Raw genomic sequence first — 15,601 nt, forward strand, 5'->3', positions numbered from 1 at the left:
GCAATCAGCAGCTTGGGTTCGCAGGCGATGGCCATCGCGATCATCACCCGCTGCTGCTGGCCGCCGGATAGCTGGTGCGGGTAGCTGTCCACCTTGCTTTCCGGTTCCGGCAGGCCCACTTCGCGCAAGAGTTCGATCGCGCGCCGGCGCGCGGCCCGGCGGCCCAGCTTGGCGTGCAGCATCAGGGCTTCCATGATCTGCTCGCCCACGCTGAACACCGGGTTCAGCGAGCTCATCGGCTCCTGGAAGATCATCGCGATGTCTTTGCCCCGCAGCGCGCGCATCTCGGCGCCGCTGGCCTTGAGCAGATCCCGCCCTTGCAGCAGGATCTGGCTGTCCGGGGCGATGTGCGCGTGCTGCGGCGACAGCAGCCGCATGATGGCCATCGAGGTCACCGATTTGCCGGAGCCGGATTCGCCCACCAGCGCCACGGTGCGCTTGGCCGGGATGTCGAAGCTGACGCCCTTGAGCGCCTGGAATTCGCCGCCGTTCTCCTGGCGGAACGCCACTTTGAGGTTGCGCACCGACAGCAGGGTCTGGTTTTGGGTCATAGTCTGTTCTCCCCCACTCACTTCGCCGCCGCGCGCGGGTCCAGCGCGTCGCGCAGCGCATCGGTCAACATGCTGAAAGCGGTCACCAAGGTGGACATGAACACCACCACCATGGCCAGTTGCCACCAATAGCCTTGCAACAGCTCTTCCGGCACTTCCGCCAACATGGAGCCCCAGCTGACTTGGCGCACGTCGACGCCGAAGCCGAGGAAGGACAGGATCACTTCGTACTTGATCAGGCCCACCATCAAGAGGGAGAACTGCACCAGCAGCAGGTGGGAGACATTGGGCAGGATGTGAATGAACATGCGGCGGCTGTGGCTGGCGCCGATGGCGTCCGCCGCCTGCACGTATTCGCGCGAGCGGTTCTTGATGAACTCCGCGCGCACCAGGCGGAAGGTACCGGTCCAGCTGGTCAGCGACAGCACCAGAATGACGGTGGCGATGCCGCGCCCGGCCACGGCGGCGAAGGCGAGCAGCAAGAGCATGTCCGGCACCGAGGTGAACACGCTGTAAAACCACATCAGGAAGTCGTCCACCTTGCGGCCGAAGTAACCGGCCACCGCGCCCAGCGAGGTGCCGATCAGGATGGACAACAGCGCGCCGAAGAAGCCCACCAGCAGCGAGGTGGCGGTGCCCTTGATCACTTTGTCCAGAATATCTCGGCCGCGCTGGTCCGCGCCGAAGGGCAGCGATTCCACTTTTTTCACCTCAGGCTTGGCATATTGGGCCGCGTGGGGACGCGCGGCTTCCAGCCAATCGTGGATGGGGTCTTCCGACGGTTTCAGCCGTTCGGTGGGCACAATGGCAGTGGAAGGGCCTCCGGCGGCGGCTGTGGTGTCCTGCTGGCGGTATTGTTCCAGCAACAGTGTGGGCGGCGCGTAGGAAGCGGCGATTTCGTCGTTCCAGCCACGGCCGGCCAGGTTGAGCCAGCCGGCGGCCGCCAGCAGCATGAAAGCCACCACCACCCAGAGCGAAACGAAGCCGATACGGTCGCGCTTCAGGCGTTGCCAGCCCAGCGCCCACAGGCTGCGCGAGGGGGCGGCCGGCGCGGCGCCGGCAGTGTTTTGCAATGTTGTCATGTTTTGTGCTCCGCGCTTACTTGAGTTGCACGCGTGGATCGATCCACTTGTAGATGATGTCGGCCAGCAGGTTGAACACCATGGCGGCGGCGGCGATGGTCACGGTGATGGCTTTGATCACCGGGAAATCGCTCTTGTCCACCGCCATCAGCAGTTCATTGCCCATGCCGGGAATACCGAAAAAGCGCTCCAGCAGCATCGAACCCAGCACTAGGAAGGGCAAGGACATCATTACCGCGGTGACCACCGGGATCAGCGCGTTGCGCAGCACGTGCTTGAAGAGCACGGTTTTTTCCGACAGGCCCTTGGCGCGCGCGGTGCGCACGTAGTCGTGGCCCAGCTCTTCCACCACAAAGCTGCGGTAAAAACGCACATTGGGCGCCAGCGACACCAGCATGCCCAGGATCAGCGGCAGCGGCACGTAGATCAGCAGGCTGCGCAGCAGGCTGCCGTCGTCCCACCCCATCACCGGAAACCAGTCCAGTTTGAAAGCCAGCAAGTACTGGCCGACGATGATGTAGGCCAGCGAACTGATGGACATGGCCACGGTGCAGATCAGTGTCACCATGCGGTCGGTCAGCGTGCCGCGGTAGTAAGCCACGACGATGGCGATGGGCAGCGCGGTCAGTAGCTCAAACACCAGCAAGGTGCCGGTCAGCGTCAGCGAGGGGCCGATGCGCGAGGCCAGCGTGGCGGAGACCGATTGCTGGGTGGACCAGGAAGTGCCAAAGTCGAAAGCGGCCACTTGCTTGACGAAGAGCCAGAACTGCTCCGGCAGGCTTTTATCCAGGCCCAGCTGGGCACGGATATTCAGCAGCATTTCGGGCGTCAGGCGCTTGCCCGCCAGGATGTAGGTGGGGTCTCCGCCCACCCAGTTGAACAGCACGAACACCAGCAGCATGACGCCGAACATCGTCGGCACCATCTGCCAGATTCGGCGAATGATGAAATTGAACATCGGGAATCTCCAGCAGGTGGAACGCGCCACCTGGCGCATTTAGGTCAATCCAAGCCTCAAGGCCGCTGGCTCAGGTCAATATCGACATAGCGCCAGGAGCCGGCAACGCCATCGACCGACATAGGATGCACTTTCAAGCCTTTCACGTACCCGTGGCTGACGATGTTGTTAAAGCGCGTCACCCCCGGAATCATCGGCTGATAAGCGGCCGCTACCCGGTTCATCCGATCAAACTGCTTATCCCGCTCCGGACCATTCGGCAGGATTTGGGATGCCAGGTAGGCCCGGTCATAATCCGGGTGGCTGAAAAACGTCTTGCTGCCCTGGCCGATCAAACCGCTCCATAACGACGAAACGAAGTCATCCCCGTCCGGCGTCGCCGCCGACCCGCCTAAAGTCCACATTTGCAGTTTTCCGGCATAAGAGGCCTTGAGGTTTTCGTTCCACTTGGCCACTTTGAAGACGACGCGAAGCTTGATGCTGTCGAAAGCCTTCTGCCATATCTGGTTGAACTGCTTGTCGAAAGCACTGCCCTGAGTGGCCTGAGTGATCAACAGCGGCTGACCGTTGGGCTGGCGACGGTAGCCGTCCGGACCGATCTTGTAGCCGGCCTGATCCAGCAAAGCATTGGCCAGCGCCGGGTTGAAATCCGGCGCGCCACGGAAGTGCGGGTCATTGCCCACCATGTTCAGGGGCACCAGATTCTGCAACTGGATAGCCTGGCCGCTATACAGCAGCTTGATCACTTCCTGGCTGGGATAGGCCATGCCGATGGCGCGGCGCAAGGCGACCTTTTGCTTGCTGTAGCCGCCCACCACCGGGTCGCGCATATTGAAGAAGGCATAAGTCACATCCATGCCCAGATTGTGGTGCAAGCGGATGCCGCGCTGCGCCAGCATCGGATTGAGGCTGGCCTGGAAGGGGTTGGCCTCGCTGCTGTGCACGGTGGAGGGAATGGCGGACTTGGGCACGCCGGACACATCCAGTTGCTTGTTGAGGAAGGACAGCCAGCGCGGCTGCTCCTCTTCCAGCACCTTGATATCGATGCGTCCCACGATGGGCAGGGTCTTGCCCTGTAAATCTCGCATGATTTCGGCATTGGCCGGATCTGCGGCGGCAACGCTGCTGAACACGTCCTTGCGGTATCCCGGATTAGCCTCCAGCATGATCCGGTTGCCCGGCTTCCAGTCTTTCAACATATATGGGCCGGTGCCCACCGGATGAGAGTTGGTATCCTTGGCGTAAGCCTCGATCGCCTCCCGCGCCACCGCGCCGGCGTTTTGGGCCGCCAGGGTATTGATGAAATTGAAGTTGGGCTTTTTCAACCGCAATTGCAGTGTGTAACGGTCCAACACCTGGATGCCTTCCATTGGACCGTCGTAATTGAATTTCCCGGTTTTGCGGGCCTGCTTTCCCGCTTCCTCCAAACCGATGATGAAATCGGTAAAGCCCGCCGGGCTGGGCGAGTTCACCACCGGATCGGCAAATCGCTTGAAGCTATAGGCGTAGTCCATAGCGGTCAGTTCGCGCTTTTTGCCTTTAAAAACGGGATCGTCTGCAAAATAGATGCCGGGCCGGATCTTGATGGTGAACACCTTTCCGTCCGCGGATACCTGAGGCAAACCTTGGGCCGTGGCCGGCGTCACGACAAGCGGCCGCGCCAAATAGTCGTATCGATACAAGGTATCGAAGATATTGTCGATCACCCCCAAAGAGTAGACATCGTACACTTTGGCCGGATCGAAACCGGACTCAGGCGCGACGAAATTCACCCGCAGCGTCTTGTTCATATCGGCCGCCTGAGCGGACGCGAATAGGCCCGCCCCCGCCAGCAGCAGGGGCAGCCATTTCCAGCGATTCATCTCGCTTACTCCTTTGTGTCACGGAGCCGGGAAACCCGGCGTCTCTATTGTTATGCCTGCTCCAGCATGAGGAAATGCCATGAGCAAGTGCCGTGACTGTAAAGCGAATCCGCCGGCTAGATCAACAAGAAACTATCAAAATGGCATCAAAGAAAAAACATGTCTATGCATAGAAAAACTCATGCTAAGCCAAGGACTTGGGCCCATCTCAAGTCGCCGCGCGCAAGGCCCAGTCAAAACAACGGGTTGGCAGCAAGCGGCGCAGCCACCAATACAGTTTGGTAGGAAAGGTGACCCGGTAGCGCGCCGCCGGCTTGGCCGCCGTGATGGCGCGGTGAACCGCCTCCGCCACCGCGCTGGCCGGCAGGGTGAACGGCGCGGCATGGCCCTCTTTCTTCAGCCGCGCCAGTTGCTGCTGGTAGGCCTCTTTATGATGGCTGGCGTCGATGTCCACGTTTTTCAGGAAGCGCGCCAGCGCATTGGGGCGAAAACGGCTTTCTATCGGCCCCGGCTCCACCAGGGAGACATGGATATTGGTGCCATGCAGCTCATGGCGCAGGGTGTCGCACAGGCCTTCCATCGCGAACTTGCTGGCGTTGTAGGCGCCGCGCCAGCGCATGGCGGCGAAACCGAGGATGGAACTGTTGAACACGATGCGGCCATGGCCCTGGGCTCGCATTACTTTGAGCGCGGCGTTGGTCAGCTCCCAAGGGCCGAACAGATTGGTCTCGAACTGCTCGCGCATCGCCGCTCGGCTGATGTCCTCCACCGCGCCAGGCTGGCCGAAGCCGGCGTTGTTGAACAAGGCGTCCAGTCGCCCGCCGGCCATCTCTACCGCCTGTGCCAATCCTTCTCGAATGGAGTCGGCGTCGTCCACGTCCAGCCGGATGCAAGCCATGCCCTCGCTGCGCAAGCGCTCCACATCGGCGGCGGCGCGGCAGCTGGCGATCACGCGCCAGCCGCGCTGGGCCAGGATTACGGCCGTGTGGTAGCCGATGCCGCTGGAGCAGCCGGTAATCAGAATGGTTGGTTGCGAATGCATGCTGGCCCCTGTCGTTTTCAATTGGCGACACCCTACCTCAAATGCGGGCGCCGGGGAATTGTCCACTAGACGCGCTCGCTTTCCGCGCCACTACCATCCCAACAGCATCCTTGCTTGCCAAAAGCGCTCAATCGCCTCTGTCGCCGCACCCGGTAATTGGACTAGAATGACGGCCTTAAAGAGCCGCCTGCGCCCACGCGACACCGACGGAGCCCGCACGGAGCGGCCACCACGAAAGCACCATAAGGAAAACGCCATGGCTAAAGCCAACAAAGCGCCGGCCAGTTTCGAAACCGCACTGGCCCAACTGGAAGACATCATCCAGGCGATGGAAAGCGGCGACATGCCGCTGGAAACGGCGCTCGGCTCCTACAAGCAGGGCATAGAATTGATCAAGTTCTGCCAGGCCAAACTGGCCGACGCGGAACAGCAACTGAAAATACTCGAAAACAACGAACTCAAACCACTGGAATTGCCCAATGGCCAATAAACCTTTCATGGCCTGGATGACCGAGATCCAGCAGCAAGTGGAAGGTGCGCTGGAACGCCTGCTGCCCTCCGATCAGCACACGCCGCAAAAACTGCACGAAGCGATGCGCTACGTCTGCCTGGGCGGCGGCAAGCGGGTACGCCCGCTGCTGGTGTTCGCCGCCGGCGAATTGGTGGGCGCCTCGGCCGACAACCTGGCCCGCATCGGCGCCGCGCTGGAGATGGTCCACGTCTATTCGCTGGTGCACGACGACATGCCCTGTATGGACGACGATGTGCTGCGCCGCGGCAAGCCCACTTGTCACGTGGCTTACGACGAAGCCACCGCGCTTTTGGTGGGCGACGCGCTGCAAACCCATGCCTTCGATACGCTGAGCGCGCCGCTGCCGGGCGTGGCCCCCGCGGCTCAGCTCGCCATGGTTCACACCCTGGCCCGCGCCGCCGGCCATGCCGGCATGGCCGGCGGCCAGGCCATAGACTTGGCCAGCGTGGGCAAGGCGCTGAACCAGCCGGAACTGGAATACATGCATTTGCTGAAAACCGGCGCGCTGATCCGCTCGTCGGTATTGCTGGGCGCCATGGCCGGCCGGCCGTTGAGCGAGGAGGAAACCGCCCGTCTGGACGTGTTCGCCAAGCGCATGGGCCTGGCCTTCCAGGTGGTGGACGATGTGCTGGACTGCGAGGCGGACACCGCGACGCTGGGCAAAACCGCAGGCAAGGACGCCGCCCACGACAAACCCACCTACGTCAGCCTGATGGGGCTGTCCGAAGCCAAGCAGTTTGCCCGCGACTTGCGCGACGAGGCGTTTGCCGCGCTGGAAGGATTTGGCGATTCCGCCCAACGATTGAAGGAACTGGCCGACTACATCGTCGCGCGCTCGTTCTGAGAAGCAGAAAACTATGTATCCCTTGCTCGAGACCATTCAATGCCCTGCCGACCTGCGCAAGCTGTCGCGCCAGCAGCTTGCGCCGCTGGCCACCGAACTGCGCGACTTTCTGGTGGAAAGCGTCAGCAAGACCGGCGGCCACTTCGCCTCCAACCTGGGCAGCATTGAACTGACCATCGCCCTTCACTATGTCTTCAACACCCCGGACGACCGCCTGGTGTGGGACGTGGGCCACCAAACCTATCCGCACAAAATCCTGACCGGCCGCCGCGAACGCATGGGCAGCATGCGCCAGAAAGGCGGCTTGGCCGGCTTTCCCAAGCGCGACGAATCGGAATACGACACCTTTGGCGTCGGCCATTCCTCCACCTCCATCGGCGCGGCGCTGGGCATGGCGGTGGCGGCCAAGACTCAAGGCATAGAGCGCAAAAGCGTGGCCATCATAGGCGACGGCTCCATGACCGCCGGCCAGGCTTTTGAAGCCCTCAACAACGCCGGCGCGATGGACACCGACCTGCTGGTGGTGCTCAACGACAACGAGATGTCCATCTCACCCAATGTGGGCGCGCTCAACAACTACCTGGCCAAGCTGATGTCCGGCCGCTTCTACGCGGCGATGCGCGAAGGCTCCAGCAAGGTGCTGGGCATCGCTCCGCCGCTGAAGGAGATCGCCAGCAAGGTGGAAGAGCACGTCAAGGGCTTCTTCACCCCGGGCACCCTGTTCGAGGAGTTCGGCTTCAACTACATCGGCCCCATCGACGGCCACGATGTGGACGTGCTGGTGGACACCCTGAGCAATATCCGCAGCCTCAAGGGGCCGCAGTTCCTGCACATCGTCACCAAGAAAGGCCACGGCTACAAGCTGGCGGAGAGCGACCCGGTCAAATACCACGGCGTCACCAAGTTCGATCCCAATAACGGCCTGGCCAGCGGCAAGGGCGGCGGGAAGCCGCAGTACACCCAGGTGTTTGGCGACTGGATCTGCGACATGGCCAAGCGCGACCCGCGCCTGGTGGGCATCACTCCGGCAATGCGCGAAGGCTCCGGCCTGGTGCGCTTCGAACAAGAGCACGCGGACCGCTATTACGACGTGGCCATCGCAGAACAGCACGCGGTCACCTTCGCCGCCGGCCTGGCCTGCGACGGCGTCAAACCGGTGGTGGCCATCTACTCCACCTTCCTGCAACGCGCTTACGACCAGCTGATCCACGACGTGGCGCTGCAAAACCTGCCGGTCTTGTTCGCCATCGACCGCGCCGGCCTGGTGGGCGCGGACGGCCCCACCCATGCGGGCGCCTTCGACCTGTCCTTCCTGCGCTGCATTCCCAACCTGACGGTGATGGCGCCTTCGGACGAAAACGAATGCCGCCAGATGCTGTACACCGGCTTCCAGATGAACAGCCCGGCCGCGGTGCGCTATCCGCGCGGCACCGGCCCCGGCGCCGAGATCCAGGCGGAAATGACGGCGCTGCCGCTGGGCAAGGGCTTGGTGCGCCGCCAGGGCGAAAAAGTGGCCATCCTCGCCTTCGGCAGCATGGTAACGTCGGCGCTGGCCGCGGCCGAGGCGCTAAACGCCACCGTGGCCGACATGCGCTTCGTCAAGCCGCTGGACGCGGAACTGGTGTGCCGGCTGGCGGAAAGCCACGATCTGGTCATCACCGTGGAGGAAAACGTGGTGATGGGCGGCGCCGGTTCGGCCTGTGTGGAGGCGATGCAAGCAATGGGCATCCTTAAACCAGTGCTGCAATTGGGTCTGCCGGACGATTACGTGGAGCACGGCGATCCTTCCGGCTTGCTGGCCGACTGCGGCCTGGATGCCGCCGGCATCGAGCGCAGCGCGCGCCAACGGCTGGCCATGCTGTAAGAGCCTGTTCACGATCTCGCAAGCAAGGGCGAGACAAGGCGAAAACAAGCGAAAAAGCGGAATGTGCAAGGGGCACATGAGCATTTTGAGCGTGTTTTTAACGCTGTCTCGCCGCTGCGCAGCAGATCGTAAACAGGTTCTCAGCCCTCTCCTTGCGGCAAAACAAAGCCCGGCTTGGCCGGGCTTTGTTTTGCCTGAAACCGCCTTTGGAAACGCTCAAGACTCCAGCAGCTCCAAAATGCGCCGCGCGGTTTCCTCCGGCCGCTCCAGCGGGAACAGATGGCTGCCCTGCTGCATCTGCACCTGAATATTGAAGTGTTTGCGCATGAAGCGCAGGTCCGCCGGCTTGAGCACATCCGAACCGGCTCCCGCGATAAAGGCGGCCGGCACTTTCAATTGGCCGCGATAACGAGGAAAATCATGCGGCAGCGCGCAGTAGATCTCATGTTCTATCTGCGGACGGAATTTGAGCTTGCGCCCGCCCTGGCCGTCGTCCACGGTGCCGTGCTCGGCGTAGTCGGCCAGGCAGTCCGGATCGAAACGGGCAAACATCGGCTTGCGGGCGAAGTAGTCGTGAACCATGGCCACCGATGCCCAGTTATCGCGCCGCTTCAGGGTGTTGCCGCCCGGGGTGACGCGGTCGATGAAGCCCAGCTTCTTGGCCAGCCAAATGCCTCGCGAGCGGAACGGCCCCATCAGCGGCGAATCCAGAATCACAATGCGCTTGAACAACTCCGGCCGGCGCAATGCGGCATAGAACATCAAAAAGCCGCCCAGCGAATGGCCGACGCCGACGATGGGCCCTTGATAGTGGCTTTCGATGTGCGCAATGGTTTCCTCCACCAGATGGGGCCAGCAGTCTGTCACTGGATAGGCCGGATCGTGGCCGATGGCATCGAGGAAGCCCACTTGGTGGCGCTCGCCCAACGCGGCTAGAAACTTGCGGTAAACCGAGGCCGGAAAACTGTTGGCATGAGCAAAGTGAATCGTTTCTCGCATGATGTATGGTGTTGCGCCCTAGTTTTTATATAAATATTCTATCTTACCGTTTGCCCGGAATTTGAATTTAATGCATATTGTTTTCGCATAGCAAGACGCGGCGGCAACCCAGTCCGCCGCCCTCCGCGCCCCGCCCGGCCGCCAAGGAACCAATGCCTGAGCGCGCCGGTCATTCAAACGCTAACGACCATAAACCATAGAGTCATCCCGTGCCAATCAACTTATCGCTACTCTCATCCCGGATCGTGGGCTTGCTCGCGGTCTCGCTGGCCTGCCTGGGCTTGAGCCTGCCCGCGCACGCCGTCAACCAGGACGACCTGCTGCCGGCGGAGCAAGCCTTCGCCGCCAAGGTTGAACGCGCCGGCGAACAGCTCAAGCTGACGCTGGACGTGGCTCCCGGTTACTACCTGTACCGCGACCGCACCCAGATCAGCAGCCAGCCGGCCAAGCTGGTGGGCGCGCCGCAGTTCCCGGCCGGCAAGGAAAAGAACGACCCGTACTTCGGCAAACAAACCGTATTCACCGGCAAGAACGTGATAACGGTGCCGCTGCAAGCCAATGCGCCGGCAGAGTTTGAGTTGCAAGTACGCCTGCAAGGCTGCGCCGACGCCGGCGTGTGCTATCCGCCTTACACCCACAAGCTCAAAGTGGGCGGCACGCCGTCCGCCGGCGGCAAGCTGGGCGAATGGCTGTCGGAGGCGCCCCCTCAGGGAAAGTCCCCGGCCGGCAACAATGAGCTGGCAGCCCAGGGTTGGCTGACCACATTGGGCACCTTTTTGCTGGCGGGCATCGGCATGGCGTTCACCGCCTGCATGTACCCGCTGCTGCCCATCGTCTCCTCATTGATTGCCGGCCAGGGCGCTACCCTGACCCGCCGCCGCGGCTTCCTGTTGTCCTTCACCTATGTGCAGGGCCTGGCGCTGACTTACACCGTGGTCGGCGTCATCGCCGGCCTCACCGGCGCCTTGCTCACCGTATGGCTGCAACAGCCGGCGGTGGTGCTGAGCGCCAGCGCGCTGATGGTGGTGTTCGCGCTGTCCATGTTCGATCTGTTCACCATCCAGCTGCCGTCGGCGTTGCAATCGCGGCTGGCCGACACCTCTAATCATCTGTCCGGCGGCAAATTCGCCACCGTATTCGCGATGGGCGCGCTGTCCGCGCTGATCATCGGCCCCTGCGTCGCCCCGCCGCTGGCGCTGGCGCTGGGCTATATCGGCAGCACCGGCGACGCCGTTCTGGGCGGCGCGGCGCTGTACGCGATGGCGTTGGGCCTGGGCCTGCCGCTGATCCTGATCGGCACCTTCGGCGGCCATGTGCTGCCCCGCGCCGGCGGCTGGATGAAAACAGTCAAAGCCGGCTTCGGCGTCGTGATGCTGGGCCTGGCCATCTGGCTGGCCACGCCCTTCCTGGCGGGCGCGCTGGTCATGCTGCTGTGGGCCTTGCTGCTGATAGGCAGCGCGGTGTCCCTGGGCGCGCTGGAGGGGCTGCCGAGCAACGCCGGCGCTCCGCGCCGCTTGGGCAAGGCCGCCGGGGTGGCTCTGCTGCTGATCGGCGCGGCGCAATTGGCCGGCCTGCTGGCCGGCGCCGACAACCCGCGCTACCCCTTGCGCTGGCTGAGCCAGGGCCAGGCGGAGGCCAAGGCCGCGGCGGTGTTCCAGCCGGTGGCCAACAGCGCACAACTGGATGCGCTGCTGGCCAAGACCAAGGCGGAGGGCAAGCCGCTGTTGCTGGATTTCTACGCCGACTGGTGCGTGTCCTGCAAGGAGATGGAGGCGGAAACCTTCCCGAATCCGGCGGTCGGCCGCCAAATGCAGGGCTATGTGCTGGCCAAGGCCGACGTCACCGCCAACAGCGCGGAGCACCAGGCGTTGCTCAAGCGTTTCGGCCTGTTTGGCCCGCCGGGCATTATCTTGTTCGACAAACTGGGGCAGGAAGCGGATCGCGTGATCGGTTTCACGCAGGCGGAAGCCTTCGCCAAGACCCTGGCGACGGTGAATCCGCAATAGCGGCAAGCGCCAATTGCATTCACGCTCATTGCATTGCAGAATCAGCGGGCCGATCTTTCGATCGGCCCGTTTTCATTTTCCGAGAGCCCCATGGCCATCAATAAAGCGTTCTCCAATGTCAGCATCCTGGCGGTGTTTCAGATCGCCATCATCGCGCTGCTGGTGATGTCCTGCCTGCGCGTGATCCAACCCTTTCTCGGCGCTCTGACCTGGGCCGCCATCATTGCCATTTCCGCTTGGCCAATGCATTGCCGACTACGGCAAAAGCTGGGAGAGCGCCACAAATTGGCCGCCCTACTCATCGTGCTGGCGCTGGCCTTGGCCCTGGCCATCCCCATCGGCCTGATGGCGCTGACCCTGGCCGACACCCTGCCCCACCTGTCCGGCCTCACCCACGACCTGACCCAGTTGACGCTGCCCAACGCGCCTACCTGGCTGGCCAATATCCCGGTAGTGGGCGAAAGCCTGCAAAAGCTGTGGGGCAGCGTGCAGGCCGACCTGCCCGGCTTCTTCGAGAAAATCCGCCCGGCGGTCAACCAAGGCGCGTTGTGGCTGCTGTCCGGCGGCGCCAATCTCAGCCTGAGCCTGCTGGAAATCGTGCTGGCCATCATTGTGTCCGGCTTGCTGCTGATCAACGGCGACCGGCTGTGGGACATGGTGGAGCTGATCGTGATCAAGCTGGGCGGCGCGCCGGCCGGCGAATTGCCGGATGTGATCGCCCGCACCATACGCAGCGTTACCACCGGCGTGGTGGGCACCGCGCTGGCGCAGACCATCCTGTGCGTGATCGGCCTTTTGATCGCCGGCGTGCCAGGCGCGCTGGTGCTGGGCTTCCTCTGCTTCATTGTCGCGGTGGCGCAAATGCCCACGCTGATCGTCTGGCTGCCGGCCGCGGCCTGGGTGTTTTACACCGGCAACACCGGCCTTGGCATCTTCCTGCTGGTCTGGGGCTTCTTGCTGATCAACACCATAGACAATATTCTGAAGCCCTTGCTGATCAGCCAGGGCGCGCAGATGCCGCTGTCGCTGATCTTTCTGGGCGTAATCGGCGGCCTGATCGCCTGGGGGGTGATAGGCCTGTTCATCGGCCCCACCCTGCTAGCGGTGGCCTTGACCATGTTGCGCCATTGGCTGCGCCCGGAATGCCCGGAGCCCAAGACCGGCGAGGACGACACCTGCGAACAGGCCGGCGCTTCCGAATAACGCATCAAAAGAGGCTGTTGACGATCTGCTACGCGTCGGCGCTGCGGCATTGAAAACGGCCTCAAAATGCTCATGCACGTGTGCGCACTCGGCTTTTTCAGCCATTTTCGCTAGCGCTCGCAAAATCGTAAACGCTTTCCAAATACACAAGGGCCCGCATGCGGGCCCTTGTGTATTTGGCGCTCAAAACGCCGGACACTCCACTTCCCAGTCTTCCTCGCTCAGATGCAAATGGCAGGCCAGCCGCCAAGGCCGCGCTTCGGTCCAGCATTCGCTGGCGGCCAGGGCAGCGTCGATGGCGCCGGCGCGGAGCAACACGTTGCGCTCCTTGCGGCTGGGCCGCTGCTCCGCCTCCGGTGTCGCCAGCCTCACCTTGCAGGTGCCGCACGTGCCCTGCCCGCAACGCCAATGCAGGGGCACGTCCGCCAGCCGAGCCAGGTCCAGCAGGTTATCGCCAGCCGCCGCCTGCTGTTCGCCGAGCAGCGCGCCGTTTTCGTCGACGAAACGGATGGTGGGCACGACTCACTGCACCAGCGGCAAATAGGGCAGCATATCGCCGCGCGCCACCGCCTGACCCGGCTCCAAGCGCACCAGGCCGTCAGCCCAGGCGCAGGACATCAGCACGCCGGAACCTTGCTGCGGGTACAGCTCCAGTTGCCAGCGGCCGTCCACGCACACGCGCCGCACGCGGATGAATTCGCTGCGGCGCGCATCCGGCCGGGTCCAATCAAAAGCCGCCGGATAAGGGCCTTCCGGCGTCAGCGCCGATACCGGCAGGCCGGCGCGCCGCTCCAGGAAGCCCCTCGCCAACACCTGGAAGGTGACAAAGCCGGACACCGGGTTGCCGGGCAGACCGATGAAATCCGCCGGCCCCACCTTGCCGTAGGCCAGCGGCTTGCCCGGCTTGATTGCCAGCTTCCACAGGTCTAGCGAGCCCTCGGCCTCCACCGCGGCCTTGACGTGGTCTTCCTCACCCACCGACACCCCGCCGCAGGTCATGATCACATCGGCGGCATCCGCTGCGTCGCGCAGCGCCTCCCGCGTGGCGCCAAGAGAATCGCGGACAATGCCCAGATCAATCACCTCGCAGCCCAGGCGCATCAGCGCCGGCGCCAGCCAATAACGATTGGAGTTGTAAATCTGGCCGGCGGCCAGCGGCCGGCCCGGCTCCACCAGCTCGTCGCCGGTGAAGAATACCGCCACCCGCAACGGGCGGAACACCGTCAGCGTCTCCACGCCGATGGACGCAGCCAGACCGATGTCGGCGGGGTTCAGCACCTTGCCCGCCGGCAGGATTTCCTGACCGGCGCGGATGTCTTCGCCGCGGCGACGGATGTTCTGGCCGGCGCTGGCCGGCTGGCTGAAACTGACTGCGCCATCGTCGGCCGTTTCGGCCTGCTCCTGCATGATGACGGCGTCGGCGCCGGGCGGAATGGGCGCGCCGGTGAAAATGCGCGCCACGCTGCCGGCGGCCAGCGCTTGCGGCACGCTGCCGGCCGGCACTCGCTGCGACACCGGCATCGCCGCGGTTTGCTCCGCGGCGCGCAAGGCGTAGCCGTCCATAGCGCTATTGTCGTGCGGCGGCACATCCAGCGTGGCCAGCACCGGCTCGGCCAGCACGCGGCCGGCCGCGGCCAGCAGTTCGACTTGTTCAGTGGCGGCCAGCGGCTGGGCGCGTTGCAGCAGCCAGTCGCGGGCTTGTTCAAAGCTCAGCATGGGACAGGTCCAATCTTGAAATCAGGAAGGCGGCGACAGCGTCGGCGTCGTCGCGGTGAAACCAGGGGATGTCCAGCGCCTGCGGCAAGTCGCCGACCACGGCCAGCACTTGCGGATCGACCGGATGCAAGGCCGGCGCGGCCAAAGCGCTGTTAACCACTTCTATCTTGGGAATGGCTTCCTGTTTGAAGCCTTCGGCCAGGACCAGGTCGCAGGGGCCCAGCATGGCCAGGTGGGCGGCCAACGGCAGCTCGTTGCTGTCCGCCAGTTCCTCCACCAGCATACGGCGCCGGGCCGAGGCCAGCAGCACTTGCGCCGCGCCGGCCTGGCGGTGGCGCCAGCTATCCTTTCCCGGGGTGTCCCAGTCCACATCGTGGTGAGTGTGCTTGATCACGGCGACGCGCAGGCCGCGCGCCGTCAGCCGGGGAATCAGTTTTTCCAGCAAGGTGGTCTTGCCGCTGCCGGAATAGCCGGCGAAACCCAACACGCGCATGGCGCAGACGCCCCCATAAAGATTCAGGCGGCCATGATAGCATGGCCGCCCGCGGGCTTGACTCCTACCAAAGAGCTAGCCGCCTAGAGCGTGTTTACGATCTTGCCGGCTAGAGAGAGACAGGCGAAAACAGCTGAGAAAGCGGAATGCGCATCCAGTCCATGAGCGTTTCGAAGACGGTTTTAACGCCGTATCGCCCAAGCGCAACAGACTTTGAACAGGCTCTTAGGCCGCATGAGCTAGCTTGCTGGCGGGCTCCGGTGTTTCAAAACGTTTCCAGTCCACGATCATCACCTGGGTCAGCCCGCAGTCTACCGCCAGCTGCGCCTCGATTTCCTCCAGCACCTGATGGCAATGGATCACGCCGTTGATCACCACTTCGGCCCGGCGCATCACGCTGTCGTCCGGCGTGACAAACCATATGCAGTAATGGCCCATATTCGCTCCCC

The 15,601-nt window shown here is 63.3% G+C and carries 15 protein-coding genes; 5 read left to right on the forward strand and 10 right to left on the reverse strand.

The genetic code is table 11. The features are described from left to right. The 5 genes from BR71_RS16180 to BR71_RS16200 all read right to left on the reverse strand — a co-directional run. Window positions 1–551, reverse strand: a 551-nt coding sequence (locus BR71_RS16180) for an ATP-binding cassette domain-containing protein (RefSeq protein ID WP_043639853.1), incomplete at its 3' end; no start/stop codon positions are given. A 17-nt stretch (window positions 552–568) separates the two neighbouring features. After that, window positions 569–1,633: an ABC transporter permease gene (locus BR71_RS16185; protein WP_043639856.1), complete on the reverse strand. Its 1,065-nt coding sequence runs from the start codon at window positions 1,631–1,633 to the stop codon at window positions 569–571. Between the two features lie 16 nt (window positions 1,634–1,649). Further along, the gene (locus tag BR71_RS16190) at window positions 1,650–2,591 is read right to left on the reverse strand and encodes an ABC transporter permease (RefSeq protein WP_043639860.1); all 942 of its coding nucleotides are present in this window, start codon (window positions 2,589–2,591) and stop codon (window positions 1,650–1,652) included. Window positions 2,592–2,647: 56 nt separating this feature from the next. Further along, on the reverse strand, window positions 2,648–4,453 hold the full coding sequence (locus BR71_RS16195; RefSeq protein WP_043639869.1) for an ABC transporter substrate-binding protein: 1,806 nt from the start codon (window positions 4,451–4,453) through the stop codon (window positions 2,648–2,650). Between the two features lie 208 nt (window positions 4,454–4,661). Then, the gene (locus BR71_RS16200; protein WP_043639872.1) at window positions 4,662–5,495 is read right to left on the reverse strand and encodes an SDR family NAD(P)-dependent oxidoreductase; all 834 of its coding nucleotides are present in this window, start codon (window positions 5,493–5,495) and stop codon (window positions 4,662–4,664) included. Window positions 5,496–5,751: 256 nt separating this feature from the next. Between BR71_RS16200 and BR71_RS16205 the strand changes: the two genes are divergently transcribed. From BR71_RS16205 to dxs, 3 genes are read left to right on the forward strand one after another with little or no spacing between them, the layout of a single operon-like run. Further along, entirely contained in the window at window positions 5,752–5,985 is a 234-nt protein-coding gene (locus BR71_RS16205; protein WP_043639876.1) for an exodeoxyribonuclease VII small subunit, read from the forward strand. Further along, a complete protein-coding gene (locus tag BR71_RS16210; protein WP_043639879.1) occupies window positions 5,975–6,871 on the forward strand; it encodes a polyprenyl synthetase family protein in 897 nt (298 codons plus the stop codon). Before BR71_RS16205 ends, BR71_RS16210 begins: the two co-directional genes overlap by 11 nt. Before the next feature lie 13 nt (window positions 6,872–6,884). After that, window positions 6,885–8,735 carry a 1-deoxy-D-xylulose-5-phosphate synthase gene (gene dxs / locus BR71_RS16215; protein ID WP_043639882.1) on the forward strand — a complete coding sequence of 617 codons (1,851 nt, stop codon included), beginning with the start codon at window positions 6,885–6,887 and terminating at the stop codon, window positions 8,733–8,735. A gap of 216 nt (window positions 8,736–8,951) precedes the next feature. On the opposite strand, the gene BR71_RS16220 is transcribed toward dxs, so the two are convergent. Continuing rightward, window positions 8,952–9,734, reverse strand: coding sequence for an alpha/beta fold hydrolase (locus BR71_RS16220; protein WP_043639885.1), 783 nt, complete (start codon window positions 9,732–9,734; stop codon window positions 8,952–8,954). 209 nt (window positions 9,735–9,943) lie between these two features. On the opposite strand from BR71_RS16220, the gene dsbD reads away from it, so the two are divergent. Together dsbD and BR71_RS16230 are read left to right on the forward strand one after the other, a co-directional pair. Further along, on the forward strand, window positions 9,944–11,740 hold the full coding sequence (dsbD, locus tag BR71_RS16225) for a protein-disulfide reductase DsbD (RefSeq protein WP_156039011.1): 1,797 nt from the start codon (window positions 9,944–9,946) through the stop codon (window positions 11,738–11,740). A 90-nt stretch (window positions 11,741–11,830) separates the two neighbouring features. Continuing rightward, window positions 11,831–12,943 carry an AI-2E family transporter gene (locus BR71_RS16230; RefSeq protein ID WP_052370704.1) on the forward strand — a complete coding sequence of 371 codons (1,113 nt, stop codon included), beginning with the start codon at window positions 11,831–11,833 and terminating at the stop codon, window positions 12,941–12,943. 183 nt (window positions 12,944–13,126) lie between these two features. Here the strand turns inward: BR71_RS16230 and BR71_RS16235 are convergent, their stop codons facing one another. From BR71_RS16235 to BR71_RS16250, 4 genes are all read right to left on the reverse strand, one after another. Beyond that, entirely contained in the window at window positions 13,127–13,462 is a 336-nt protein-coding gene (locus BR71_RS16235; RefSeq protein WP_043639888.1) for a 2Fe-2S iron-sulfur cluster-binding protein, read from the reverse strand. A 3-nt stretch (window positions 13,463–13,465) separates the two neighbouring features. Beyond that, on the reverse strand, window positions 13,466–14,659 hold the full coding sequence (locus tag BR71_RS16240) for a molybdopterin molybdotransferase MoeA (RefSeq protein ID WP_043639891.1): 1,194 nt from the start codon (window positions 14,657–14,659) through the stop codon (window positions 13,466–13,468). Then, window positions 14,646–15,152, reverse strand: coding sequence for a molybdopterin-guanine dinucleotide biosynthesis protein B (gene mobB / locus BR71_RS16245; protein ID WP_043639893.1), 507 nt, complete (start codon window positions 15,150–15,152; stop codon window positions 14,646–14,648). The genes BR71_RS16240 and mobB overlap by 14 nt, the downstream gene beginning before the upstream one ends. 225 nt (window positions 15,153–15,377) lie before the next feature. Next, window positions 15,378–15,590 (reverse strand): hypothetical protein, encoded by a 213-nt coding sequence (locus BR71_RS16250; RefSeq protein ID WP_019100291.1) that lies wholly within the window; start codon window positions 15,588–15,590, stop codon window positions 15,378–15,380. Window positions 15,591–15,601: the final 11 nt, after the last annotated feature.

Source organism: Chromobacterium haemolyticum DSM 19808 (genome assembly GCF_000711885.1).
Classification (GTDB): domain Bacteria; phylum Pseudomonadota; class Gammaproteobacteria; order Burkholderiales; family Chromobacteriaceae; genus Chromobacterium; species Chromobacterium haemolyticum.

Bases quoted from the DNA above. Each gene is read 5' to 3' on its own strand.
- BR71_RS16185 (WP_043639856.1), bottom strand. From the start codon at position 1,633: ATGACAACATTGCAAAACACTGCCGGCGCCGCGCCGGCCGCCCCCTCG.
- BR71_RS16190 (WP_043639860.1), bottom strand. From the start codon at position 2,591: ATGTTCAATTTCATCATTCGCCGAATCTGGCAGATGGTGCCGACGATG.
- BR71_RS16195 (WP_043639869.1), bottom strand. From the start codon at position 4,453: ATGAATCGCTGGAAATGGCTGCCCCTGCTGCTGGCGGGGGCGGGCCTA.
- BR71_RS16200 (WP_043639872.1), bottom strand. From the start codon at position 5,495: ATGCATTCGCAACCAACCATTCTGATTACCGGCTGCTCCAGCGGCATC.
- BR71_RS16205 (WP_043639876.1), top strand. From the start codon at position 5,752: ATGGCTAAAGCCAACAAAGCGCCGGCCAGTTTCGAAACCGCACTGGCC.
- BR71_RS16210 (WP_043639879.1), top strand. From the start codon at position 5,975: ATGGCCAATAAACCTTTCATGGCCTGGATGACCGAGATCCAGCAGCAA.
- dxs (WP_043639882.1), top strand. From the start codon at position 6,885: ATGTATCCCTTGCTCGAGACCATTCAATGCCCTGCCGACCTGCGCAAG.
- BR71_RS16220 (WP_043639885.1), bottom strand. From the start codon at position 9,734: ATGCGAGAAACGATTCACTTTGCTCATGCCAACAGTTTTCCGGCCTCG.
- BR71_RS16230 (WP_052370704.1), top strand. From the start codon at position 11,831: ATGGCCATCAATAAAGCGTTCTCCAATGTCAGCATCCTGGCGGTGTTT.
- BR71_RS16240 (WP_043639891.1), bottom strand. From the start codon at position 14,659: ATGCTGAGCTTTGAACAAGCCCGCGACTGGCTGCTGCAACGCGCCCAG.
- mobB (WP_043639893.1), bottom strand. From the start codon at position 15,152: ATGCGCGTGTTGGGTTTCGCCGGCTATTCCGGCAGCGGCAAGACCACC.
- BR71_RS16250 (WP_019100291.1), bottom strand. From the start codon at position 15,590: ATGGGCCATTACTGCATATGGTTTGTCACGCCGGACGACAGCGTGATG.